25 protein-coding genes are annotated in these 23,673 nt (G+C 73.5%); 18 read left to right on the top strand and 7 right to left on the bottom strand.

Annotated elements, in window-relative coordinates:
- Positions 1-33: 33 nt before the first annotated feature.
- Positions 34-438, bottom strand: a complete 405-nt coding sequence (locus BLT67_RS07780) for a phage holin family protein (RefSeq protein WP_092666491.1) — start codon at positions 436-438, stop codon at positions 34-36.
- Positions 439-497: 59 nt separating this feature from the next.
- On the opposite strand from BLT67_RS07780, the gene BLT67_RS07785 reads away from it, so the two are divergent.
- The 4 genes from BLT67_RS07785 (at position 498) to BLT67_RS07800 (ending at position 5,078) form a co-directional block, all read left to right on the top strand.
- Complete coding sequence (locus BLT67_RS07785) at positions 498-1,556, top strand: histidinol-phosphate transaminase (protein WP_092666492.1); 1,059 nt, start codon at positions 498-500, stop codon at positions 1,554-1,556.
- Complete coding sequence (locus tag BLT67_RS07790) at positions 1,553-2,674, top strand: thiamine pyrophosphate-dependent enzyme (protein ID WP_092666493.1); 1,122 nt, start codon at positions 1,553-1,555, stop codon at positions 2,672-2,674. The genes BLT67_RS07785 and BLT67_RS07790 overlap by 4 nt, the downstream gene beginning before the upstream one ends.
- Before the next feature lie 134 nt (positions 2,675-2,808).
- On the top strand, positions 2,809-3,771 hold the full coding sequence (locus BLT67_RS07795) for an alpha-ketoacid dehydrogenase subunit beta (RefSeq protein WP_092667582.1): 963 nt from the start codon (positions 2,809-2,811) through the stop codon (positions 3,769-3,771).
- Between the two features lie 20 nt (positions 3,772-3,791).
- Positions 3,792-5,078, top strand: a complete 1,287-nt coding sequence (locus tag BLT67_RS07800) for a dihydrolipoamide acetyltransferase family protein (protein WP_407922501.1) — start codon at positions 3,792-3,794, stop codon at positions 5,076-5,078.
- A 227-nt stretch (positions 5,079-5,305) separates the two neighbouring features.
- Here BLT67_RS07800 and nadE read toward each other — a convergent pair whose 3' ends face one another.
- On the bottom strand, positions 5,306-6,163 hold the full coding sequence (nadE, locus tag BLT67_RS07805; RefSeq protein ID WP_092666495.1) for an ammonia-dependent NAD(+) synthetase: 858 nt from the start codon (positions 6,161-6,163) through the stop codon (positions 5,306-5,308).
- A 121-nt stretch (positions 6,164-6,284) separates the two neighbouring features.
- Here nadE and BLT67_RS07810 point away from each other — a divergent pair, with 121 nt between their 5' ends.
- The 9 genes from BLT67_RS07810 to rpsN all read left to right on the top strand — a co-directional run bounded on the left by BLT67_RS07810 (position 6,285) and on the right by rpsN (position 12,504).
- On the top strand, positions 6,285-7,364 hold the full coding sequence (locus tag BLT67_RS07810; RefSeq protein WP_092666496.1) for a metal ABC transporter substrate-binding protein: 1,080 nt from the start codon (positions 6,285-6,287) through the stop codon (positions 7,362-7,364).
- Positions 7,361-8,197, top strand: a complete 837-nt coding sequence (locus tag BLT67_RS07815) for a metal ABC transporter ATP-binding protein (protein ID WP_092666497.1) — start codon at positions 7,361-7,363, stop codon at positions 8,195-8,197. The genes BLT67_RS07810 and BLT67_RS07815 overlap by 4 nt, the downstream gene beginning before the upstream one ends.
- Positions 8,194-9,096, top strand: a complete 903-nt coding sequence (locus BLT67_RS07820) for a metal ABC transporter permease (protein WP_157674272.1) — start codon at positions 8,194-8,196, stop codon at positions 9,094-9,096. Before BLT67_RS07815 ends, BLT67_RS07820 begins: the two co-directional genes overlap by 4 nt.
- Positions 9,093-9,908, top strand: a complete 816-nt coding sequence (locus tag BLT67_RS07825; protein WP_092666499.1) for a metal ABC transporter permease — start codon at positions 9,093-9,095, stop codon at positions 9,906-9,908. Before BLT67_RS07820 ends, BLT67_RS07825 begins: the two co-directional genes overlap by 4 nt.
- Positions 9,905-10,303 (top strand): Fur family transcriptional regulator, encoded by a 399-nt coding sequence (locus BLT67_RS07830; protein ID WP_092666500.1) that lies wholly within the window; start codon positions 9,905-9,907, stop codon positions 10,301-10,303. Before BLT67_RS07825 ends, BLT67_RS07830 begins: the two co-directional genes overlap by 4 nt.
- A gap of 162 nt (positions 10,304-10,465) precedes the next feature.
- A complete protein-coding gene (locus BLT67_RS07835) occupies positions 10,466-11,545 on the top strand; it encodes a hypothetical protein (RefSeq protein ID WP_092666501.1) in 1,080 nt (359 codons plus the stop codon).
- Between the two features lie 246 nt (positions 11,546-11,791).
- Complete coding sequence (gene rpmB, locus BLT67_RS07840; protein ID WP_092667583.1) at positions 11,792-12,028, top strand: 50S ribosomal protein L28; 237 nt, start codon at positions 11,792-11,794, stop codon at positions 12,026-12,028.
- The gene (gene rpmG / locus BLT67_RS07845) at positions 12,028-12,198 is read left to right on the top strand and encodes a 50S ribosomal protein L33 (protein WP_021010541.1); all 171 of its coding nucleotides are present in this window, start codon (positions 12,028-12,030) and stop codon (positions 12,196-12,198) included. Before rpmB ends, rpmG begins: the two co-directional genes overlap by 1 nt.
- Positions 12,199-12,504 carry a 30S ribosomal protein S14 gene (gene rpsN / locus BLT67_RS07850; protein WP_092666502.1) on the top strand — a complete coding sequence of 102 codons (306 nt, stop codon included), beginning with the start codon at positions 12,199-12,201 and terminating at the stop codon, positions 12,502-12,504.
- A gap of 135 nt (positions 12,505-12,639) precedes the next feature.
- Here rpsN and BLT67_RS07855 read toward each other — a convergent pair whose 3' ends face one another.
- Entirely contained in the window at positions 12,640-14,322 is a 1,683-nt protein-coding gene (locus BLT67_RS07855) for an alpha-amylase family glycosyl hydrolase (protein WP_092666503.1), read from the bottom strand.
- Positions 14,319-15,278, bottom strand: coding sequence for a TIGR03885 family FMN-dependent LLM class oxidoreductase (locus BLT67_RS07860; RefSeq protein WP_092666504.1), 960 nt, complete (start codon positions 15,276-15,278; stop codon positions 14,319-14,321). Before BLT67_RS07860 ends, BLT67_RS07855 begins: the two co-directional genes overlap by 4 nt.
- An 81-nt stretch (positions 15,279-15,359) precedes the next feature.
- On the opposite strand from BLT67_RS07860, the gene yczE reads away from it, so the two are divergent.
- From yczE to BLT67_RS07880, 4 genes are all read left to right on the top strand, one after another.
- Positions 15,360-16,043 (top strand): membrane protein YczE, encoded by a 684-nt coding sequence (gene yczE / locus BLT67_RS07865; RefSeq protein ID WP_231945443.1) that lies wholly within the window; start codon positions 15,360-15,362, stop codon positions 16,041-16,043.
- A 193-nt stretch (positions 16,044-16,236) separates the two neighbouring features.
- Positions 16,237-16,521 carry an HU family DNA-binding protein gene (locus BLT67_RS07870; RefSeq protein ID WP_092666505.1) on the top strand — a complete coding sequence of 95 codons (285 nt, stop codon included), beginning with the start codon at positions 16,237-16,239 and terminating at the stop codon, positions 16,519-16,521.
- Between the two features lie 223 nt (positions 16,522-16,744).
- On the top strand, positions 16,745-18,724 hold the full coding sequence (locus BLT67_RS07875; protein ID WP_231945445.1) for a cytochrome c oxidase assembly protein: 1,980 nt from the start codon (positions 16,745-16,747) through the stop codon (positions 18,722-18,724).
- The gene (locus tag BLT67_RS07880; protein ID WP_092666506.1) at positions 18,721-19,494 is read left to right on the top strand and encodes a histidine phosphatase family protein; all 774 of its coding nucleotides are present in this window, start codon (positions 18,721-18,723) and stop codon (positions 19,492-19,494) included. The genes BLT67_RS07875 and BLT67_RS07880 overlap by 4 nt, the downstream gene beginning before the upstream one ends.
- A gap of 138 nt (positions 19,495-19,632) precedes the next feature.
- Here BLT67_RS07880 and BLT67_RS07885 read toward each other — a convergent pair whose 3' ends face one another.
- Together BLT67_RS07885 and trhO are read right to left on the bottom strand one after the other, a co-directional pair.
- Positions 19,633-20,133 carry a GNAT family N-acetyltransferase gene (locus BLT67_RS07885; RefSeq protein ID WP_092666507.1) on the bottom strand — a complete coding sequence of 167 codons (501 nt, stop codon included), beginning with the start codon at positions 20,131-20,133 and terminating at the stop codon, positions 19,633-19,635.
- 182 nt (positions 20,134-20,315) lie between these two features.
- Positions 20,316-21,179: an oxygen-dependent tRNA uridine(34) hydroxylase TrhO gene (trhO, locus tag BLT67_RS07890; protein WP_092666508.1), complete on the bottom strand. Its 864-nt coding sequence runs from the start codon at positions 21,177-21,179 to the stop codon at positions 20,316-20,318.
- A 65-nt stretch (positions 21,180-21,244) separates the two neighbouring features.
- Between trhO and BLT67_RS07895 the strand changes: the two genes are divergently transcribed.
- A complete protein-coding gene (locus BLT67_RS07895; protein WP_231945642.1) occupies positions 21,245-21,814 on the top strand; it encodes a thioesterase family protein in 570 nt (189 codons plus the stop codon).
- Between the two features lie 136 nt (positions 21,815-21,950).
- Here BLT67_RS07895 and BLT67_RS07900 read toward each other — a convergent pair whose 3' ends face one another.
- Complete coding sequence (locus BLT67_RS07900; RefSeq protein ID WP_092666510.1) at positions 21,951-23,543, bottom strand: phytoene desaturase family protein; 1,593 nt, start codon at positions 23,541-23,543, stop codon at positions 21,951-21,953.
- Between the last annotated feature and the right edge of the window lie 130 nt (positions 23,544-23,673).

Raw genomic sequence — 23,673 nt, forward strand, 5'->3', positions numbered from 1 at the left:
CGCACAGGACGCGGGGCGCGCTGCGCGCGAGGGTCAGCGCGTGCGGGGGCGCTCCTTGCCGAAGATCGGCCGCGTGACGATCGTGATGAGCCAGGTGAGGAACGCGATGCACACCGCCGCGAGCATGCCCCACCAGAAGCCGTCGACGCGGATGCCGAAGCCGACGAGCTCGGAGAGCCAGTGGACGATCATCAGCAGGAAGGCGTTGACGAACAGCGCCACGATGCCGAGCGTCAGGATGTAGAGGGGGAACGCCACGATGCGGATGAGGTTGCCGATCGTCGCGTTCACGAGCGCGAACACGAGCGCGACGCCCACCGTGGTCGCCGCCACCTGCCACCACGCGTCGCCGAAGGGCACGATGCGGATGCCGCCGATGAACAGCGTCACGAGCCAGATCGCGACAGCGGTGATGAGCACGCGGAGCAGGAAGCGCATGGCGCGATTGTCGCACCCATATCCCCCATCTGCGCCGAGGCTCGCAATAGCCTGAGTCGGTGACTGTGCGACTTCGACCCGAGATCGCGGCCATCCCGCCCTACCAGCAGGGACGCCCCGCTCCGCAGGGGGGCTTCAAGCTCTCCAGCAACGAGAACCCGTTCCCGCCGCTGCCGGCGGTGGTCGAGGCCGTGCAGCGCGAGGCCGAGCGGGTCAACCGCTACCCCCGGCCCGGCGCGCCGGAGCTGCGCGCGGCGCTCGCGGCCGAGCTCGACGTCGACGTCGAGCGCGTGCTGATCGGCGACGGCTCGGCGACGCTCATCCAGCAGCTCATCCACGCGGTCGCCGGCCCCGGCGACGAGGTCGTCTACGCGTGGCGCTCCTTCGACGCCTACCCGCTCTTCGTGCGCACGGGCGGCGCGACGCCCGTCGAGGTGCCGGTCGACGCCGAGCACCGGCACGACCTCGACGCGATGGCCGCCGCGATCACCGAGCGCACGCGTGCCGTGATCGTCTGCAGCCCGAACAACCCCACCGGCACGATCGTCGGCAAGGACGAGCTCGACGCGTTCATCGCCCGCGTCCCCGCCGACGTGCTGATCATGCTCGACGAGGCGTACATCGAGTTCGTGCGCGAGCCGACCGCCGACGGCATCGCGCTCCAGCGCGAGCACGACAACCTCGTCGTGCTGCGCACGTTCTCGAAGGCGCACGGCCTCGCGGGCCTCCGCGTCGGCTACGCGGTCGGCGATCCCGCGGTGCTGCGCGGTGCCGACCTCTGCGGCGTGCCCCTCTCGCAGACCGCGCTCGCATCATCCGCCGCGATCGCCGCGCTCGAGCACGCCGGCGAGACCTTCGCGCGCATCGAGGTGCTCGCCGAGCGCCGCGACGCGCTCTGGCAGCGGATCGTCGACGCGGGCGTGCCGGTGCCGCGCCCGCACGGCAACTTCGTCTGGGTGCCCTCGCAGGCGCACCAGGTCGAGGCGGTGCACGAGATCCTCGAGGGCGAGCGCATCGTGGGGAAGGTCTTCCCCGACGGCAGCCGCATCTCGATCGGCGAGCCCGAGGCCGACGAGCACATCCTCGCCGCGGCGAAGGCGATCCAGGCGCTGCAGTGAGCCACGAGACCGACCGGGCCCAGCCCATCCGCCTGCTCGACGCCGACGGCTCGTCGGTCGAGACCGACGCCAATGCCGAGCTCCGCGAGCTCGCGGCGCAGCTGAGCGTCGACGACCGCCTCGCGATGCACGGCGAGATGCTGCGCACGCGACGCTTCGACATCGAGGCCGGTCACCTGCAGCGGCAGGGCAAGCTCGGCCTCTGGGTGCCCTCGATCGGCCAGGAGGGCGCGCAGGTCGGCGCCGCGTGGGGCGCCCGCGACCAGGACACGATCTTCCCCTCCTACCGCGAGCACCTCCTCGCTCTGCACCGCGGCGTCACGATGATGCAGATCATCGACATCTTCCGCGGCGCGCGGCACGGCGGCTGGGATCCGCTCGAGACCCGCGGCATGCGCATCTACTCGCTCGTCATCGCCACCCACGCGCTGCACTCGACCGGCTACGCGATGGGCATCCGGCTCGACGGCGCGTGCGGCACGGGCGACGCGACGCGCGACGAGGCCGTCATCGCCTTCTACGGCGACGGCGCCGCGAGCCAGGGCGACGCGAGCGAGGGCCTCGTCTTCGCCGCGAGCTACGAGTCGCCGATCGTCTTCTTCGTGCAGAACAACAAGTGGGCCATCTCGGTGCCCTCGACCCGCCAGAGCCGCTTCCCGCTGCACGAGCGCGCGCGCGGCTTCGGGCTCGATGCCGCGTGGGTCGACGGCAACGACCCGCTCGCGAGCTTCGCGGTGACCCGGCGGATGCTCGACGCGGCCCGGCAGGGCACCCCCGGCTACATCGAGGCCGACACGTACCGCATGGGCGCGCACACGACGAGCGACGACCCCACCCGCTACCGCACGAGCGACGAGGAGGAGTCGTGGCGCCGCCGCGACCCGATCGCGCGCCTCGCCGCCCACCTGCGCGCGCAGGGGGTGACGGACGCGGCGCTCGCCGAGCAGGAGCAGGAGGCCGCCGACCTCGCCGCCGACATGCGCCGGCAGACGCTCGAGGCGGGCACCGCCGCGAGCGACGACATCTTCGACCACGTCTACCGCGAGCCGCATCCGCTCATGACCGAGCAGAAGCGCGCGCTCGCCGAGTTCGAGGCGAGCTTCGGGAGCGACGCATGACCGACACGACTCCGCAGACCGACGCCGCGCAGACCGACGCCGCGCAGACCGACGCCGCGCAGACCGCCGCGCAGGCGGACGCCGCGCGCCGGCCCGCCCCTGCCGGCGCTGCCGCACCCGCCGCATCCGCCACCATGCCGATGGCGAGGGCGCTGAACGCGGCGCTCCGCGAAGCGATGCGCGCCGACGACAAGGTGCTGCTCATGGGCGAGGACATCGGGCCGCTCGGCGGCGTCTTCCGCATCACCGACGGGTTGCACGCCGAGTTCGGGGAGACGCGCGTGCTCGACACCCCGCTCGCCGAGTCGGGCATCATCGGCACGGCGATCGGCCTCGCCATGCGCGGCTACCGCCCGGTGGTCGAGATCCAGTTCGACGGCTTCGTCTACCCCGGGTTCGACCAGATCGTCTCCCAGTTGGCGAAGATGACGGCCCGCCACCGCGGCGCGCTCGCGATGCCCGTCGTCATCCGCATCCCCTACGGCGGCCACATCGGCGCCGTCGAGCACCACCAGGAGAGCCCGGAGGCGTACTTCGCGCACACCGCGGGCCTCCGGGTCGTGAGCCCCTCGACCGCGAACGACGCGCACTGGATGCTGCGGCAGGCGATCGAGAGCGACGACCCCGTCATCTTCCTCGAGCCGAAGTCGAAGTACTGGTCGAAGGGCGAGGTGCTGCCGGCGCCCGCGACCGAGCTGCACCGCAGCGTCGTCGCCCGGCCGGGCAGCGACGTGACGCTCATCGGCCACGGCGCGATGGTGCACGTGCTGCTGCAGGCGGCGCAGATCGCCGAGGCGGAGGGCACAAGCTGCGAGGTGCTCGACCTGCGCTCCCTGTCGCCCATCGACTGGGAGCCGCTCGTGGCCTCGGCCCGCCGCACCGGGCGCGTGGTGGTGGCGCAGGAGGCGCCCGGCCACGTCTCGGTCGGCAGCGAGATCGCCGCGACGATCGCGGAGCGCGCGTTCTACTCGCTCGAGGCGCCCGTGCTGCGCGTCTCGGGCTTCGACACGCCCTTCCCGCCGGCCCAGCTCGAAGACATCTACCTGCCGGACGCCGACCGCGTGCTCGACGCGGTCGACCGCGCCCTGGCCTACTGACGCGACGCGAGGAGATCCGCATGCAGGAGTTCCGACTGCCCGATCCGGGCGAGGGCCTGACCGAGGCCGAGATCGTCACGTGGCGCGTCAAGCCCGGCGACACCGTGCACGTCAACGACGTGCTGCTCGAGGTCGAGACCGCCAAGTCGCTCGTCGAGCTGCCGAGCCCGTTCGAGGGCACCGTCGAGGCGCTGCTCGCCGAGGAGGGCCAGACGGTCGAGGTCGGCACCCCGATCATCCGCGTCTCGGGCGGCGACCCGGATGCGGTGGAGACCGCCGCCGATACCGCCGACACGGTCGCGGTCGACGACGACGGCGGCGCCGTGCTCGTCGGCTACGGCGTGCGCGGGGGAGCGGAGACCCGCCGCAGGAAGCCGCAGACGGTGCGCTCGGTGCCGGCCCCGTCGGCACCCGCGCGTCCCGCCTCGGTGCCCGCCGCATCCGCCGCGCCCGTGATCGCGAAGCCGCCGACGCGCAAGCTCGCGAAGGACCTGAGCGTCGACATCGCGACCGTGACCGGCACGGGCCTCGCGGGCGAGGTCACGCGGCAGGACGTCGTGGCGGCCGCCGAGCAGGTCAAGGTGTTCCGCAACCTCTCGGCGCCCGAGTGGTCGGGCGGCCGCGAGGAGCGCATCCCCGTGAAGGGCGTGCGCAAGGTCATCGCGCAGGGCATGGTCGACTCGGCCTTCACGGCGCCGCACGTGTCGGTGTTCACCGACGTGGATGCGACGCGCACGATGGAGTTCGTCAAGCGGCTCAAGGCATCGCCCGACTTCGCCGACGTCAAGGTGTCGCCGCTGCTCATCATGGCGAAGGCGATCCTCTGGGCGATCCGCCGCTCGCCGCAGGTCAACTCGACCTTCACGGGCGACGAGCTCGTCGTGCACCACTACGTCAACCTCGGCATCGCGGCGGCGACGCCGCGCGGCCTGCTCGTGCCCAACATCAAGGATGCGCAGGAGATGTCGCTGCTCCAGCTCGCGACGGCCCTCCAGCAGCTCACGACCACCGCGCGCGAGGGCCGCACACAGCCGGCCGACATGCAGCACGGCACGTTCACGATCACGAACATCGGCGTCTTCGGGATGGACACCGGCACGCCGATCCTCAACCCGGGGGAGACGGGCATCATCGCGCTCGGCACGATCCGGCAGAAGCCATGGGTCGTCGACGGCGAGGTGCGGCCGCGCTGGGTCACGACGGTCGGCGGCTCGTTCGACCACCGCGCGATCGACGGCGACGTCATCAGCCGCTTCGTCGCCGACGTCGCGTCGATCCTCGAGGAGCCCGCGCTCCTCCTCGACTGAGCCGGCCGCGCCCCACCCGCGTGCGGCCACGACACGCCGGCGGCACCCCGCAGGGTGGTCACGACACGCCGCCCGCACCCCGCAGGGTGGTCACGACACGCCGCCGGCAGCGGGTCGGCTGCGGCGCGTCGTGACCACGCAGGGCGCCCACGGCGGCGCGTCGTGACCACGCGGAGCGCGCCGGCGGGACCGGCTCGCGTCACGCGAGCCGGGGTCGGCGCAGGCCCTCAGTCGAAGAGCGGCCCCGCCGCCGGCCGCCACCAGTCGTCCCCGGGCCCCGCCGGCATCCGCCGCTTGTGCTCGGTGCGGGCGTAGCGGGCGATGATCTGCTCGGCGACCGCGGGGTCGATGGGCTCGCCCCGCAGGAACGCGTCGATCTGCTCGTACGCGAGCCCGAGCTCTGCCTCGTCGGTCTGCCCGGGCCGGTCGTCGAGCAGGTCGGCGGTCGGGGCCTTCTGCCACAGCCGCTCGTCGGCGTCGAGCGCGCGCAGCAGCTCCTTGCCCTGGCCCTTCGTCAGGCCGGAGAGCGGCAGCACGTCGGCACCGCCGTCGCCGTACTTCGTGTAGAAGCCGGTCACCGCTTCGGCGGCATGGTCGGTGCCGATGACGAGCAGCCCCAGCTGCCCGCCGATCGCGTACTGCGCGATCATGCGCGCACGGGCCTTCACGTTGCCCTTGTGGTAGTCGTCGACGGCGCCGATCGCGGCCTCGACCGAGGCCTCGAGCGCATCGACGCCGGGCTTGACGTCGACGGTGACCTCGCGGTCGGCGCGGATGAAGTCGAGCGCGAGCTGCGCGTCGGCCTCGTCGTGCTGCACGCCGTAGGGCAGCCGCACGGCGACGAAGGTCGCGTCGCCGCCGGCGTCGCGCACGCGCTCGACGGCGAGCTGCGCGAGGCGCCCCGCGAGGGTGGAGTCCTGGCCGCCCGAGATGCCGAGCACGAAGCCCTTCGCACCGGTGGTCGCGAGGTAGTCGACGAGGAAGCGGATGCGCCGCTCGAGCTCGGCGGGCGGGTCGATCGTGGAGTGCGCCCCGAGCGCCGCGATGATCGCCGACTGCCGGGTGCCGGTGGAGGGTGTCGCCATGCGCAGAGCCTACGCGCGGCGCCTGCAGAGCGGGTGGAGGGGCGCGAGATTGACAATCGTTCTCAACAGCGTCTAGCGTGGGAGGGCGCGGCACCGCGTCGCGCTGGACAAGGAACCACGCATGCGGATGCTCCCCGCCCTCGGCGCCGTCGGCGCCCTCTCCCTCGTGCTCACCGGCTGCTCCGCGGCCGGCGGTGCGGGCTCGCCCGGCGATCGGCTCGAGATCGTCGCCACCACCACGCAGCTCGCCGACGTCACCCGCGAGCTCGTCGGCGACGCGGCCGACGTCACGAGCCTGCTGCAGCCGGGCGCCTCGGCGCACGCCTTCGACCCGGGCCCGAGCGCCCTCACCGCCCTCGCCGGCGCCGATCTGCTCGTCGTGAGCGGCGCGGGGCTCGAGACGTGGCTCGAGGGCACGATCGAGGCCTCGGGCTTCGACGGCACGCTCGTCGACACCTCTGAGGGGCTCGACCTCCTCGCGGCCGAGGACGACCCGCACGAGGGCCACGACCACGGCGACGACGAGCACGGCCACGAGGGCGAGACGGCCGCAGAGCACGCGGCGCATGCCGACGAGCACGCCGACGAGCAGGCCGACAGCGAGGCCGACGCGCACGCCGGCCACGACCACGGCGAGCACGACCCGCACGTCTGGACCGACCCGGCCAACGTCATCCTGCAGGCCGAGGCGATCGTCGAAGCGGTCGCCGCGGCCGACCCGGACGCCGACATCGACGCATCCGCCACCGCCTACCTCGAGCGCCTGCACGAGCTCGATGCGTGGATGCGCGCCTCGATCGAGCAGGTGCCGGTCGACGAGCGGCTCGTCGTCACGACGCACGACACCTTCGGCTACCTCGAGCGCGCCTACGACGTGCAGGTCGTGGGCACCGTGCTGCCGAGCATCGACGACAGCGCCGACGCGAGCGCCGCACACATCGACGAGCTCGTCGCCGAGATCCGCGCGACGGGGGCGCCGGTCGTCTTCAGCGAGAACGCGATCGACCCGCAGCTCGCTGCGACGATCGCGCGCGAGGCCGGCGTCGAGCTCCGCGAGGGGGAGGACGCGCTCGCCGCGGATGCGCTCGGCCCCGAGGGCAGCGACACCGCGACGTACATCGGCGCGCAGGTGCACAACACCATCGCGATGGTCACGGCGTGGGGCGCCGAGCCGCTGCCGGTGCCAGAATCGCTCTCGTGAGCGGATCCGGGTCGAGCGCGGTCGTCGAGATCGAGGGCGCGTCCTTCGGCTACGGCGGCGCGCCCGTGCTGCGCGGCGTCAGCTTCTCGGTGCGCGAGGGCGAGGCGGTCGCCCTCATCGGCCCGAACGGCGCCGGCAAGTCCACCGTGCTCGCCGGCATCCTCGGGCTCGCCCAGCACGAGGCGCGCGTCTTCCGCGTCCCGACCGCACGCGGCGAGATCGGCACGCTCCCGCAGTCGAGCGAGATCGACCCCGCGTTCCCCGTCACCCTCGAGCAGGTCGTCGCCATGGGCCGCACGCCGCGCCTCGGGCTGCGCTGGCCGGGAGGCCGCGACCGCCGCATCGTCGCCGACGCGCTCGCGGCGGTCGGGCTCGCGGAGCACCGTCGCACGCGCTTCGGCGACCTCTCCGGCGGCCAGCGCCAGCGCGGGCTGCTCGCCCGCGCGCTCGCGAGCGAGCCGCGGCTGCTGCTGCTCGACGAGCCCTTCAACGGCCTCGACCAGGGCTCGCGCGACGCGCTCATCGAGACGATCCGCCGGCTGAAGGAGCGGGGCGTCGCGCTGCTCATCACGACGCACGACCTCGAGCTCGCGCGCGCGGTGTGCGAGCGCACACTGCTCGTCAACCGCGAGCAGATCGCGTTCGACGAGACCGGATGCGTCCTCACGCTCGAGCAGGTCGAGGCGGCGTTCGCGTCCCACGTGATGGAGATCGACGGGCACACGCTCGCCACGACGGAGCACCACGCCGCCGAGCACGCGGGCCACCACGACGACCCCGGCCCCGGACATCCGCTCGCCGACGACGGCCCCGAGCGCGTCGCCGCTCGATGACCGCGCTCGCGGCGCCGGTCGCGGCCGGCCTCATCGACCCGTTCACGCCGTTCGCGGTGCCCTTCCTCGGCAGGCCGCTGCTGCTGCTCGTCGCGCTCGCGGTCGCCGCCGCCACCGTGGGGGTGCTCGTGCACCTGCGGCGGCTCGAGTTCTCGACCGACGGGCTCACGCACGCCGTCTTCCCCGGCCTGGCGATCGGCGCGGCCGCGGGCGGCGCGGCCGGGCTGCTGCCGGGCGCGATCGGCGCGGCGCTCGCCGCCGCCGTCGTGCTCGCGCTCATCTCGCGGCGCGGCCAGCCGCGCGACACCGCGGTCGCGATCGTGCTCACCACCTTCTTCTCCTTCGGCGTCGTGCTCGTCTCCGCATCCGACCGCAGCGGCGGCAGCATCTCCGACTTCTTCTTCGGGCGCCTGCTCACGATCACGTGGGGCGACCTCGGCGTCGCGCTCGCGCTCATCTCGATCGCCGTCGCGCTCGTCGTCGTCACGGGGCGGCAGCAGCTCTTCGCGGCGTTCGACGCCGCTGGCGCCCGGCGCGCGGGGCTGCCGGTGCTCGCGCTCGAGGTGATCGGCACCGTTGCGATCGCGCTCGTCGTGGTCGCCGCATCCGCATCCGTCGGCACGCTGCTCGCGCTCGCCGTCGTGATCGTGCCGGCCGCCGCAGCGCGCGCGCTCACGCGCTCGCTGCGCACCGCGATGGCGGTCGCGATCGCCTTCGGTGCCGTCACCGGCTGGGCGGGGCTGTGGGTCGTCGTGCAGCTCGCCGAGCTCGGGGTGGATGCGGCGCCGGGCGCGACCGTGGCGCTCACGATGATCGTCGGCTACCTGCTCGCGCTCGGCGTCGGCGCGCTCCGCGGGCGGCGGGCGCGCGCCGCCGACCGGCGCGAGGTCGCCGCATGAGCCTCCCGCTCGACTTCTTCGGGCTCGCGATGGTCGAGGTCGTGCTCGCTGGCGTGCTCGCGGGCCTCGTCGGCGTGCTCGTGGTGCTGCGGGAGCGCGCGTTCTTCACGATGTCGCTCACGCACGCGACCTTCCCGGGCGCGGTCGCGGCGGCGATCCTCGGCGTCTCCATCCCGCTCGGCGCGGCCGTCGCCGCCGTCGGCCTCATCGCGATCGCCGTGGGCATCGGGCGGATGCGGTCGCAGGGCCCGGCCGTCGCATCCGGCGTCATGCTCACCGCGGGCTTCGCGCTCGGCGCGTTCCTGCAGTCGGTCGCGCCCCTCGCCGTCGACGTCGAGTCGTTCCTCGTCGGCCAGGTGCTCGCCGTCACGACGGCCGATCTCGCGCTGACGGCCGGCGTGCTCGTCGTCGCCGCGCTCGTGTGGGCGCTCGCCGGCGCGCACCTCGTCTTCTCGAGCGCCGACGAGGCCGGCTACCGCCGGGCGGGGCTCGCGCCCTGGATCCCCGAGACGCTCTCGCTCGCGCTCATCGCGGGCACCGTCGTGGCGATCATGCCGGTCGTCGGCGCCATCCTCGGCGTCGCGCTCATCGTGGCGCCGGCCGCGGCGGCCCGGCTCCTCGTGCGCGATTGGCGGTGGATGCTGCTGGTCGCCCCGGCGCTCGGCGCCGCGTCGGGCGTCGTGGGCCTCCTGGCCTCGCGCTGGTTCGACCTGGCCGCCGGGGGCGCGATCGCGCTCGTCGCGGTGCTCCTGTACGCGCTCGCCTGGTCGGCGCGCGCGCTCCGTGGCACGATCGAGGCGAGGACGCGATGACCGACACGACCCCCCGACGCACGACGCGCCAGCGCGAGGCCGTGCGCGAGGCGCTCGCGGCGAGCGAGGAGTTCGTCTCGGCGCAGGCGCTCCACCAGACGCTGCTCGCCGACGGCGCCAAGGTGGGACTCGCGACCGTCTACCGCGCGCTCGCGGCGCTCGCGGAGGACGGCGAGGCGGATGCGCTGCAGTCCGGCGGCGAGGTGCTCTACCGCGCGTGCACCCCCACCCACCACCACCACCTCATCTGCCGCCGGTGCGGTCGCACGGTCGAGCTCGAGGCCGCGGCGGTCGAGCGCTGGGCGCGGCAGGTCGCCGCCGAGCACGGGTTCGTCGAGCCCGACCACGTCGTCGACATCTTCGGCCTCTGCGCCGAGTGCGCCGCGGTGCGCTGAGCCTCGCCGCGCTGAGCCTCGCCGCGGGCTGGCCCTCCCTGCAGCGGACGCTCGGCCGCGCATCCTCTCCACAGCGCTGACCTCTCCACAGGCGGGCGCGCCGCTCAGCCGCGATCGTGGCCTTCCTGTGAGACTGTGCCCATCGGATCGAGGAGGCCCGCCGTGACCAACCCGCCCAGCACCGACGCGCACGCGCCCGCCGCGCCCGCACCGCAGCATCCCGCCCGCTCGACGCCACGACGCATCATGGGCATCCAGCCCGTGCTTTTCGTCGGCATGTGCCTGCTGGCCGTCGTCTCGCTCATCACCGTCGTCCTGATCTTCGTCGGCGACTTCGACAGCCAGGCGCCGCGCGTCGTGTGGACGGTCGTGGTGTTCCTGGCGTTCACGGGGCTCCTCGCGCTCGACCTCGTGCTCGCACGGCGCTCGGCGACGCCGCTCGTCATCGGCGTGGCCGCGAACACCTACCTGCTCGCGGTGCTGATGATCGCGATCTGGGTGCGCGGCGGCCGCGAGGGCTGGGACGACGACTGGCTCTTCGCCGAGCTCTTCGGCATCGTGCTGCTCACGCTGCTGGTCGTGCGCGCGGCTGCGGCCGGCGCATGGGGGCTCATCACCCTCGGGCGCGGCTCGGGCACGGAGTTCGGCCGCGTGCTGGGGCTCATCGCGGCGGCGCTGCTCGGCCTCGTCGGCGTGCTGCTGACGCTGCACTTCGCGATCGACGCCTTCGGCGTCGACGTCGACGAGTGGTACTGGCGCTCGACCGTCGCAGCGATCGTGATCACGGCGCTCGCGGCCTCCGTGACCGTGCTCCTCTACTGGAACCGCCGCAACCTCGACTGGCAGGAGGCCGAGGCGCGCGGCGAGCACGTGCGGCCCGCAGCGGTCGGCGGGCCGGTGCCGCCGCCGCTCGCGCCGCAGCACGGCAGCACCCACCACGCTGCGCCGGGCCACGGGTACCCGGCCGAGCCCTACCTCGATCAGCGCGGCGGCGTCGCGACGAGCGCTGCCGCCGCGGCGACCGGGGCGCCGACCGCGTGGCCCCAGCCGCCCGCGGGGCAGCCCGCGCCCGGCGGGGCGACGGCGTGGCCGCAGCAGCCGGGCCAGCAGCCCGCGGGCTGGCCCGCGCAGCCGCAGCAGCCCGACGCGAACGGGCTGCTGCCATGGCCCACCTACGCCGACGGCACGCCCTACCCGATGGGGCCCGACGGCCAGCCCGTGTTCCCGCCCGGGGCGCGCTGACGCATCCGCACACCGGCGGCGCCGAGCGCGGGCGCCACGCCTCCGGCCGCGCCGCGCGCGAGCCGCGCCGGCGACGGTGAAGCCGGCCTTGCCCCGATTGCCACGGATCGCGTACGATAGACCCTTGGTGCGGCTTCGGCCGCGCAGCACCCGCCCCCTCCACGCCCCGAAAAGGTACGGCTGTGGCGTGTGCAGGCAAGTGATCTTGGGTGGGCTCCGGCCCACGGTAACCATATGGAGGGCACCATGGCAGCCGTTTGCCAGGTGACCGGAGCCGTTCCCGGCTTCGGGCACAACATCTCGCACTCGCACCGGCGCACGAAGCGACGCTTCGACCCGAACGTGCAGCGCAAGACCTACTTCGTCCCGTCGCTGCGACGGAACGTGACGCTCAACGTCTCGGCCAAGGGCATGAAGGTCATCGACGCCCGTGGCATCGAGGCCGTCATCCGTGACCTGCAGGCGAAGGGGGTGAAGCTCTGATGGCCAAGAAGGCACAGGACGTCCGTCCGATCATCAAGCTCCGCTCGACCGCCGGCACCGGCTACACGTACGTGACGAAGAAGAACCGTCGCAACAACCCCGACCGACTGGTGCTGAAGAAGTACGACCCCATCGTGCGTCAGCACGTCGAGTTCCGAGAGGAGCGATAAATGGCCAAGAAGAGCATGATCGCCAAGAACGAGCAGCGGAAGGCCATCGTCGCCCGCTACGCCGAGAAGCGCGCGGCGCTGAAGAAGGCCCTCGTCGACCCCAAGTCGACCGACGAGGAGCGCGAGGCCGCGCGCCTCGGCCTGCAGAAGCTGCCCCGCAATGCCTCGCCGGTGCGCGTGCGCAAGCGCGACGCCATCGACGGCCGCCCCCGCGGCCACGTCGGCGAGTACGGCATCTCGCGTGTGCGCTTCCGCGACATGGCGCACAAGGGTGAGCTGCCCGGCGTCACCAAGTCGAGCTGGTAAGCACCCGCTTCACGACGACGGCCCCGACCCCTGCCTCACGGCACGGCGGTCGGGGCCTTCGTCGTCCCCGGTGCGGATGGTCTCCATGCGGAGGCGCGGACGCGGGGCGCAACCCGCGCGGGGCGCCGCCCGCCGCTACACCCGCCGGATCGTCGCGTCGGGCGGCGAGACCTCGAGCCAGCGCCAGCCGTAGGCGTCGAGGTCGAGCTCGAGCCGGCCCTCGACGGTCATCGAGCTGTCGTCGAAGCGGTCGATGAAGGTCACCGGGCCGCCGTCGGCGCTCACCTCGAGCCGCACCTGCTCGCGGCCCTCGCCGAGGTTGTGGAGCGCGAGCATCGCCCAGTCGTCGGTGCGGCTCACGTGCGCGAGCACCGCGCGCTGGCGCACGCCGATCACGTCCAGCCGCGCCCACGCGAGCGCCGGCTGGGCGCGGTAGAGCCCCGTGAGGCGCTGGATGTGGCGCCAGAGCGACGAGGGGTCGAGGCGCTGGTCGGCGACGTTGATGCGGTCGGGTCCCCACTCGCCGCCGGGCAGCGGCCGCGGCCAGCGCCGCTGCGGCGCGGTCGAGAAGCCCGCCGACGCATCCGCCTCCCACTGCATCGGCGTCCGCACCGCGTAGCGGTCGGGCACCTCGAGCGCCTCGCCCATCCCGATCTCCTCGCCGTAGAAGAGCACCGGGCAGCCGGGCAGCGAGAACAGCAGCGTGTAGACCATCCGCACCGCGCGGTCGTCGCCGAGCATCGTCGGCAGCCGGCGCCGGATGCCGCGGTCGTAGAGCCGCATGTCCTCGTCGGGGGCGAACGCCGCGAAGACCTCGTCGCGCTCGGCGTCGGTCAGCTTGTCGAGGGTCAGCTCGTCGTGGTTGCGCACGAAGTTGCCCCACTGCGACAGCTCGGGCAGCTCCGGCCGGTCGCGGAGCGCCGCCGCGAGCGGGCGGGCGTCGCGGCGCGCGAGCGAGAGGAAGAGCTGCTGCATCGAGACGAAGTCGAACTGCACCTGCAGGCCCGCGGCCGCGCCCTGCGCCTCGAACCACGCGATCTGCTCGTCGTGCGGCAGGTTGACCTCGCCGAGCAGCATCGCCTCGCCGTTCCGGCGCGAGACGAAGCGCTCGATCGAGCGCAGGTGCTCGGCGCCGTCGTAGTCGGTGCCCGCGGGCTGCGTCGCGTGTCGGTCGGCGTCGCTGAAGAGGAACGGCACCGCGTCCACCCGGAAGCCCGAGACGCCGAGCTCGAGCCACAGGCCCAGGTTGCGCTCGATCTGCTGCTGCACGGCGGGATGCGCGACGTTGAGGTCGGGCTGATGCGCGCGGAAGTGGTGCAGGTAGTACTGGCCCGTGCGGGCATCCTTCGTCCACGTCGAGTCCTCGAGCCCGGGGAAGACCGGCGGGTCGGGGTTCGGCGGAGGCGCGTCGCGCCACACGTACCAGTCGCGGAAGGGCGAGTCCTCGGACGCGCGCGACGAGCGGAACCACGGATGCTCGGCCGAGGTGTGGTTCATGACGAAGTCGACGATCACGCGCATGCCGTGCGCCCGCGCGACGCGCAGGAGCTCGACGAGGTCGCCGAGCGTGCCGAGCCGCGGGTCGACCGCGAAGAAGTCGGTGATGTCGTAGCCGTCGTCCTGGTCGGCCGTCGGGAAGAACGGCATGAGCCACAGGCACGTCACGCCGAGGTCGGCGAGGGTGTGGATGCGGGAGATGAGCCCCTGGATGTCGCCGTCGCCGTCGCCGTCGGAGTCCTGGAAGACCTGGATGTCGAGGCAGTAGTAGACCGCGTTCCGCCACCAGAGGTCGGCGGACTCGATCGGGCGCGGGCTCACGCGGCGACCTCGGGCAGCACGTGCTCGCCGAAGGCGTCGAGATAGGCGGCCTGCTCCTGGCCGACGTGGTGCAGGTAGAGCTCGTCGAGGCCGGCGTCGACGAGCGAGCGGATGCGCTCGGCGTGCGCGCCGGGGTCGCTCGAGATCCACACCGCGCGCCGCAGCTCGTCCTCGGTCGCGCCGGCGGTGCGCCGCTCGAAGTCCTCCGGCTGCTCGACGTCCCAGGCCTCGGGCGCGGGGACGAGGTTGCTCTGCCACTGGTCGCGCGCGATCGCGAGGGCCTCGTCCTCGGTCGGCGCCCACGAGAGGTGCAGCTGCCCGCACACGGGCCCGCGCCCGCCGGCGTCGCGGTAGGCCGCGACGATGTCGCGCACGGCGCCGGGCTCGGCAGCCACCGTGATGAGGCCGTCCGCCCACGCGGCGTGGCGGGCGGCCGACTCGGCCGTGACTGCCGCGGCGAGGAGCGGCGGCGGCTCCGCGGGCCGGGACCAGACGCGCGCGCGATGCGCCGAGACGAGCCCGTCGTGCGTCACCTCCTCGCCCGCGAGCAGCCGGCGCATGAGGTCGACGGTCTCGACGAGCCGCCGCTCGCGCTCGGGCTTCGACGGCCAGCCCTCTCCGGTCACGTGCTCGTTCATCGCCTCGCCCGAGCCGAGCGCCGCCCAGAAGCGCCCGGGGAACATCTCGCCGAGCGTCGCGACCCGCTGGGCCGCGATCACCGGGTGGTAGCGCTGGCCGGGCGCCGTGACGACACCGAAGCGCAACGACGTCGTGGCGAGCGCGGCGCCGAGCCACGACCACGCGTAGCCGCTGTGGCCCTGGCGCCGGCTCCACGGCGCGAGGTGGTCGGAGCACATCGCCGCCTCGAAGCCCACCTCCTCGGCGTGCTGCACGTCGCGCAGGAGCGCGCTCGGCGCGATCTGCTCATGGGAGGCGTGGAATCCGATGACGGCCATGCGCCCCACGGAAGCGCGGATGCGCGGGCACGTCAACCCTGGCGGCGCATCGGGGCATCCCGGATGCGGTGGAATGGGTCAGTGCACCGCATCCGCCGCCTCTTCCTCCCGATCGACGCGCTCGGGCCTGCCGACACGGCCGGCCGCATCGCGCAGCTGCTCGTCGGGCTCTTCCTCTACGGCATCGCGCTCGCGCTGCTCGTGCGGGCGGCGCTCGGCGTCGGCCCCTGGGACGTGCTCTCGCTCGGCATCGCCAACCACCTGCCGATGAGCTACGGCACGGCGACGGTCGTGGTGTCGGGACTCGTGCTGCTGCTGTGGATCCCGCTGCGGCAGCGCCCCGGGATCGGCACGCTCGGCAACGCGCTGCTCGTCGGGCCCGCGGCCGACCTCGGGCTCTGGCTCATCCCGCAGCCGACCGAGCTCTGGGCGCAGGCGCTCATGCTCGCCGGCAGCATCCTGCTGCTGTCGATCGCGACCGGCATCTACATCGCGCCGCGCCTGGGGCCCGGCCCGCGCGACGGCCTGATGACGGGCATCGTGCGGTTGACCGGCTGGCCCATCTGGATCGTGCGCACCCTCATCGAAGGCTCGGCCCTCCTCATCGGCTGGCTGCTGGGGGGTCCGGTGGGCCTCGGCACGGTCATCTTCGCGTTCGGCGTCGGGCCGCTCATCGGCGTCTTCCTGCCATTCTTCGAGCGCCGGCGCGCGCGCACGGAGGAGCGCGTGCGCCTCGCTCGGGCGGGCGGTGTGCAGGGCCGCTGACGCGCCGGAGGACGATTTTGTCCCCCAATCGCGTTCGCACACCGCGAAAACACGCGGAGATCGCGGCGTGTCGGGGTGTTCTTGCGCGAGATCGCGGGCCTCAGGTCTACGTTCGGGGGTGGTCGGAGCCCACCCAGGCCCCGGCGGATGCCCGCCCCCGGCGGGACGGACATGCCACCACCAGGAGGACACCATGGCTGAGACCATCAACAAGACCACGCTGGCTTCGAAGATCGCCGCGTCGACCGACCTCTCGCAGGCCAAGGTCAGCGCCGTGCTCGACGCCCTCTTCGACGAGGTGTCGTCGGCCGTCAAGGCTGGCAACAAGGTCTCGATCCCCGGCTTCTTCAGCGCCGAGCGCACCGAGACCGCTGCTCGCACGGGCCGCAACCCGCAGACGGGCGAGGAGATCAAGATCGCCGCGGGCCACCGCGTCAAGCTGACCGCCGGCTCGAAGCTCAAGGCTGCCGTCAAGTAGGACCGCTCCACACAGCAGCGCGAGGGGCTCCGCCGGATGGCGGGGCCCCTCGCGTCTTGGTCTCGTGACGCGTGCGCCTTCGGCGCGCGCTCCTCGACCGGCGGGCGGTGTGCGCCTGCGGCTCGCGCTCCTCGACCGGCGGGCGGTGTGCGCCTGCGGCTCGCGCTCCTCGACCGGCGGGCGGCCGGGGAGCGGTCATAGGGGCGACGACTACCCTGGACGGGTGCAGCGCATCCGTCTCCTCGCGCCGGCGCTCGCGGTCCTCGCGGGCCTGGCTGCGACGTGGGCGGCGCTCGAGTTCGGCGGCGGGGCCGAGGCACCCGCGATCGAGGATCCCGGCGCCGCGGTGCGCTGGGGCGTGCCGATCGCGACGATGCTGCGCAACCTCGCGATCGCCACGGCGTTCGGCGGCCTCGTGCTCGCGTGCTTCGCGCTGCGCCCGTCGAGTCGCGACTGGCACCGCACGATCGACCTCGCCGCGGTCGCGACCGGCGTCGCCGCGGTCGCCCAGGGCTTCGTCGCCTGGGGCGGCTTCCGCACCGTCGTGACGAACCCCGTCACCGCTACGAACGACTTCGGCCGCCTCCTGCAGCTCTTCTTCGTCGAGATCGAGACCGGCCGGCTCATGCTCGGCACGCTGCTCTCGCTCGCCGTCCTCACCGTCGTGCTGCTCGTCGCGCGCGGACCGGTCGCGGTCGCCTTCTCGGTCGTCGCGTGGGCCGTGCCGTTCTGGCTCATCGCCTCCGGCGGCCACGCGGGCGGCACCGCAGCGCACGACATCGCCGTCTCGGCGCTCCTCCTGCACCTCATCTTCGTCTCGATCTGGCTCGGCGGCCTCGTGCACGTGGGCCTGCTCGCGCGCGGTCGCGACGCCGAGCCGGCCGACGCATCCGCCCCCGACGCCGCCTACGGCGACGTGCTGCTGCGCTACTCGAGCCTCGCCGCGGTGAGCTTCGGCGTCGTCGCCTTCACGGGCGTCGCCTCGTCGTGGGTGCGCATGGAGGGCGACTGGTTCAGCGAGTACGGCATCCTCTCGATGGCGAAGGCCGCGCTCCTCGTGGTGCTCGGCGGCTTCGGCGCGTGGCAGCGGATGCGGCTGCTGACGCCCGCGAAGACGCTCGGTGAGCGCGTGGGCGGCCGCGCTATCGCGACGGTGCTCGCGCTCGAGCTCGTCGTGATGGGCGTGACCGCCGGCGTCGCCGCCGGCCTCGCCCGCACGCGCACGCCCGTGCCGGAGCAGCCGCCGGGGCTCGAGGCGACGCCCGCCGAGATCCTCACCGGCAAGCTGCTGCCGCCGCCGTTCGAGTTCAGCCGGCTCTTCACCGAGTGGTCGCTCGACCCGCTGTGGACGGTCGTGTGCGCGCTGCTCGCGTTCTTCTACGTCGCCGGTGTCGTGCGGCTCGCGCGGCGCGGCGACCACTGGCCGGTGGGGCGCACGATCTCGTGGCTCGCGGGCGTCGCGCTGCTGTGGTGGTGCACGAGCGGTGCGCTCAACCTCTACCAGGAGTTCCTCTTCTCGCTGCACATGCTCGTGCACATGCTGCTCGGCATGGCGACGGCGGTGCTGCTCGTGCCCGGCGCCCCGATCACCCTCGCGATGCGCGCGATCCGCAAGCGTCGCGACGGCACGCGCGGCGGCCGCGAGTGGCTGCTCGCGATCGTGCACTCGAAGTACATGCAGGTCGTCGGCCACCCGGTCGTCTCGGCCGCGATCTTCGTGCTCAGCCTCTGGGTCTTCTACTACACGCCGATCTTCGAATGGGCGATGACCGACCACCTCGGCCACATCTGGATGGTCGTGCACTTCGCCGGCGCCGGCTACCTCTTCGTGCAGGCGATCATCGGCATCGACCCCGGCCCGGCCAGGCCCCCGTTCGCGCTGCGGCTCGTGCTGCTCATCGGCACGATGGTGTTCCACGCCTTCTTCGGCCTGACGCTCATGACGGGCGAGGCGCTGCTGCTGCCCGACTGGTTCGGCGCGATGGGCAACGGCGTCGACGCGCTCGAGGATCAGCAGGTCGGCGGCGGCATCGCGTGGTCGATCGGCGAGATCCCGACGGTGATCCTCGCGATCATCACGACGGTGCTGTGGGTGCGCAGCGACAAGAAGGAGCGCGTGCGGCTCGATCGCGCCGCGGAGCGCGACGGCGACGCCGACCTGAACGCCTACAACGCGATGCTCGAGAAGATGGGGAAGCGATGACCGACACGACCGGCGCCGCCGACGGCGGCCGCACCGAGCAGTACCTGCCCGAAGAGCTCGCGGCCCTCGCCGAGGGCCGGGCGCTGCGGCTGCGCATCGTGCGGCACGCCGAGACCGAGCACAACGTCGACCACCTCATGCAGGGATGGTCCGACTCGCCGATCACCGAGCGCGGCCGCGAGCAGATCGTGGCCGTCGCGAAGCACCTCGCGGGGGAGCGCTTCGACCTCGCCTTCTCCTCCGACCTGCAGCGCACGCGCACGACCGCCGAGGGCATCCTCGCCGCGCTCGAGCCGCAGCCGCCGATCGAGTACACCGAGGTGCTGCGCGAGTGGCACTTCGGCAGCCACGAGGAGCGCCCCGCGCGCGACGTGTGGCAGGAGGTCATCGTCGAGCACGGCTTCGAGGTCGACCGCGAGCTGACGGCGCTCCGCGCGATCGGCGAGCAGGTGGGCTGGCGGGGGCTGTTCGACACCATCGCGCGGCTCGACACGAGCGGGCAGGCCGAGCAGGCCGCCGCGACCGTCATGCGCGCCGACGCGGCGCTCGAGCGCATCATCCGCGGGGCGGCGGCGCTGCCCGGCCACGATCGGGTCGAGGTGCTCGTCGTCTCGCACGGCGGCTTCATCACGTCGCTGCTGCGGCAGCTCGTGCCTGAGCTCACGCCCGACATCATCCTGCCGAACTGCTCGGTGACGACGGTCTCGGTCGCGGCCGGCACGACGGTGTGGACGCTCGACGGGCTCGGCGAGGTGGCGCTGGGGGCGTAGCCGCGCTTCGCTGATCGAGTAGCCGGCGCAGCCGGCGTATCGAGATCCGTGCCGCTGGTCGTCTCGATACGGCCCTCCGGGCCTACTCGACGACCGTTGAGGGTGCGGGCCTCCTCGACGACCGTTGAGCGCGCAGGCCTACTCGACGACCGAGCGAGGGCGGCCCGGCAGGTGCACCTCGATCTCGTAGAGCTCGCGAGGGTCGGCCTCGTCGACACGCTCGCCCGAGAGGCCGAGCTTGCGGTAGAACTCCGCCGCGACCTCGAGCGACTGCCACTCGAGCACGCGGATGCGCGTCTGCTGCTCGGCCCACGTGCGCACCGCCTCGAAGAGCGCCGTGCCGACGCCCCGGCCCCGCGCATCCGGCGAGACCCACAGGTCGTGCATGCGCGCGATCGACCAGTCGCGGTGCAGCGCGGGCCCGTAGTCCTGGGCGGCGGCGTAGCCGAGCACCCGACCGTCGGCCTCGGCGACGACGATGTGGTGGCCCGGGTTCGTCACGAGCGACTCGAGGCGCTCGCGGTAGCGGTCGACCTTCTCGTCGTTCTCGTCGACCCTGCGGTGCTCGGCGAACATCGGCTGGAGCGCCGCCGCGTCCGCGACGGTCGCCGGCCGGATGTGGATGTCGCCGTCGCCCATGCGGCCACCCTAGCCGCCGCCCGCCCGGAGGATCTCCGGCTCTGAGCGACTCCGGGCGCATCATCCAGCTGGAGGCGCTGAGTCCCGGACTTCTGCCGGGCGCTCTCCCACTTCGCCCCTGCCGGGCACCCGGCAGCGGCGCCCCCGCCGGGCTCAGCGGGCGCAGCAGTCGGCGCGCCGCATCAGGCCGCGGCGACGTGCTCCGCGCACGACGGCTCGCACGCACCGCACACGGGCACCTGCTTGCGGCACGACCACAGCCGGCAGTTGCCCATGCCGCCCGTCGGCGCGCCGCACGCCGCGCACGTGCCGAGCACCGCCGCATCCGCCCCGAAGTCGACCGTCTGCCGCTGGTCGAACACGTAGAGCGAGCCCTCCCAGAGCCCGGCGTTGCCATAGCGCTCGCCGTAGCGGACGATGCCGCCGTCGAGCTGGTAGACCTCCGCGAAGCCGCGCGAGCGCATGAGCGACGACAGCACCTCGCAGCGCACGCCGCCGGTGCAGTAGGTGACGACCGGCTTGTCCTTGAGGTGGTTGTAGGCGCCCGAGTCGAGCAGGTCGACGAAGTCGCGCGTGGTGTCGGCGTCGGGCACGACCGCACCCCGGAAGCGCCCGACGAAGGCCTCGAAGCGGTTGCGGCCATCGAACAGGACGGCGTCGGGGCGCTCGGCGAGCAGCTCGTGCAGCTCGTGCGGCTGCAGGTGCTGGCCGCCTCCCACGACGCCGTCGGCGTCGACCTCGAGCTCGTCGGGGGCGCCGAACGTGACGATCTCGTCGCGCACCTTGACGCTCAGCCGCGGGAAGTCGGCGCCCGTGCCGGCCGACCACTTGATGTCCATGCCGCGGAACCCCGAGTACTCGCGCGTCGCGCGCGCGTAGCGCCGCAGCGCATCCGCCGCGCCCCCGACGGTGCCGTTGATGCCGTGCGGCGAGATGAGGATGCGCCCCGTCAGGCCGAGCTGCGAGCACAGCAGGTGCTGCCACAGCCGCACCGCCTCGGGGTCGGCGATGGGCGTGAAGCGGTAGTAGAGCAGCACCTTGTGCATTGGACGATTCTCCCAAACGGGTGCGGATGCGGCGCACGCGTCGGGCAGGATGGGCGGCTGTGAACATGTGGTTGCAGTGGCTGCTCGCGATGACCGTCAAGAGCAAGGGGCGCCCCGCGCTCGGCATCGAGGACGTCGCGCGCACGCCGTTCATGGTGCTGCCGACCGACATCGACCTGCTCGGCCACATGAACAACGGGCGCTACCCCTCGTACATGGATCTCGCGCGCGTCGACATGCTCACGCGCACCGGCATGGCGAAGGTGCTCGACCGCGCCGGGATCTACGCGGTGGTCGGGCAGTCGTCGATGGTCTACCGGCGCTCGCTCGACCTGTGGCAGCGATTCGACATCGAGACGGCCGTGCTCGGCGCCGACGAGCGCGCGATCTACCTTGTGCAGCGCTTCGTCGTCGACGGCGAGGTGCACGCGCGCGGCGTCGTGCAGGGCCGCTTCATCGAGAAGGGCGTGGGCACGGCGAAGATCGCGCGCGTCGTCGAGGTGCTCGCCGCGGCGGGGCTCGAGGTGCGGCTGCCCGAGCTCGACGAGCGGGTCGCGCACTGGGCCGAGGTCAACGCGCTGCCGCCGTCGCGCGCGAGCCACGCCTCCGACTGGGCGGGGCGCACGCCGCGCTGACCGCTCCGAGCTCTGGCGACGACCCGCCTCGCTGACGGCCCCGCACTCAACGGCCATGCGCGACGGATGTGCCGCGCATCAGCACATCCGTCGCGCATGGCCGTTGGGTTGCCGCGGGCTGGGCGAGGAAGACGCGTCAGGCCAGGCGCTCGCGCAGCAGCTCGAGCGCCGCGTGCGCCGCGTTGTGCCCGCCGATGCCCGAGACCGCGCCGCCGCGGCGCGCACCCGAGCCCGCCATGAGGATCCGCGGGTGCGCAGTCTCGACCCCCCACGCCTCGGCGACCGTCGTCGCCTCGCCCTCGAGCCACGGCCACGAGAGCGGCCCGTGGAAGATGTTGCCGCCGGGCATCGCGAGCGCGTCCTCGATGTCGAGGGTCGTCTTCGTCTCGATCGCCGGCCCGTCGACCCCGTCGAGCAGCAGCGGCGCGATCGGCTCGGCGAGCACCGAGTCGAGCGAGGCGAGCACAGCCGCACCGAGCTCGCCCCGCATCCGCTCGTTCGTCTCGGGCGTCAGCAGCCGGTCGGGCACCTGCAGCCCGAAGACGGTGAGCGTGTGGGCGCCGGATGCGCGCAGCTCGGGCCCGAGGATCGTCGGGTCGGTGAGCGAGTGGCAGTAGATCTCGCACGGCAGCGGCTCGGGGATGCGCCCGGCCGTCGCGGCAGCGTGCGCGGCGCCGAGCTGCGCGTAGCCCTCGTTGACGTGGAAGGTGCCGCCGAACGCCGCCTCGGGCGCGATGCCGTCGCGCAGGCCCGGCAGCCGCGAGAGCAGCATGTTGACCTTGACCTGCGCGCCCTCGGGCCGCGGCGCCCCGCCGTCCTCGTCGCCGAGCAGGCGCCCGAGCACGTGCGGCGCGACGGCCGAGAGCACGAGGTCGAACTCGGCCGTGAGCTCGGTGCCGGTCGGGATGCCCTCCGAGTCGGTCGGCAGGCCGCCGACGCGCTCCTGCCACGTGACCTCGCCGTCGGGCGTGACGCGGGTGACGGTGACGCCCGTCAGGATCTTCGCGCCTGCGTCGCGAGCGGCGCGCTCGAGCTCGCCCGAGACGCGGCCCATGCCGCCGATCGGCACGTCCCAGTCGCCGGTGCCGCCGCCGATCACGTGGTACAGCAGGCAGCGGTTCTGCTCGAGGTCCGGGTCGTCGAGGGCCGCGAACGTGCCGATGAGCGCATCGGTCGCGATGACGCCGCGCACGAGGTCGTGCCCGACCGCCGCCTCGATCGCGTCGGCGATCGGCGCGTCGACGATCTCCGACCACGCGGATGCGGCTCCCGCGGCGTCGCGCACGGCGGCCGCGGTGGGCAGGGGGCCGGTCAGGGTGGGGAACAGCGCCGCCGCGAGCCGGGTCGTGCGGTCGGTGAAGGCGGCGAAGCCGTCGGCGTCGTCCGCCGCGCCGATCGCGGCGAACGACGCGCGCGTGGCCGCCTCGTCGCCGACGTCGATGAGCAGCCCGCGGTCGGTGCCGGGCTGCGGCGTGTAGCTCGAGTAGCGGCGCCGCGCGAGCTGCACGTCGAGGCCGAGGTCGCGGATGATCTGCTCGGGCATGAGGCTCACGAGGTAGCTGTAGCGCGACAGGCGGGCGTCGTGGCCCGCGAAGCCGTTCGTGCTGACCGCCGCGCCGCCGACGTGGGGGAGCCGCTCGAGCACGGTCACGTCGACGCCCGCTCGGGCGAGGTAGGCGGCGGCCGTGAGGCCGTTGTGGCCTCCGCCGACGATGGCGACGCGCGGCATGCATGCTCCCGTGGGGCTCGGTGCTGCGCGGCCGATCGGCCGCGCCAGGGCCTAGACAACCACAGCGGCGGATGCGGGGGAACGGTCGGGCGCGAGGGCTCGCTCCGGAGTCGGGCGCATACGATGACGG

The sequence above is a fragment of the Agrococcus carbonis genome, from assembly GCF_900104705.1.
Lineage (GTDB): Bacteria > Actinomycetota > Actinomycetes > Actinomycetales > Microbacteriaceae > Agrococcus > Agrococcus carbonis.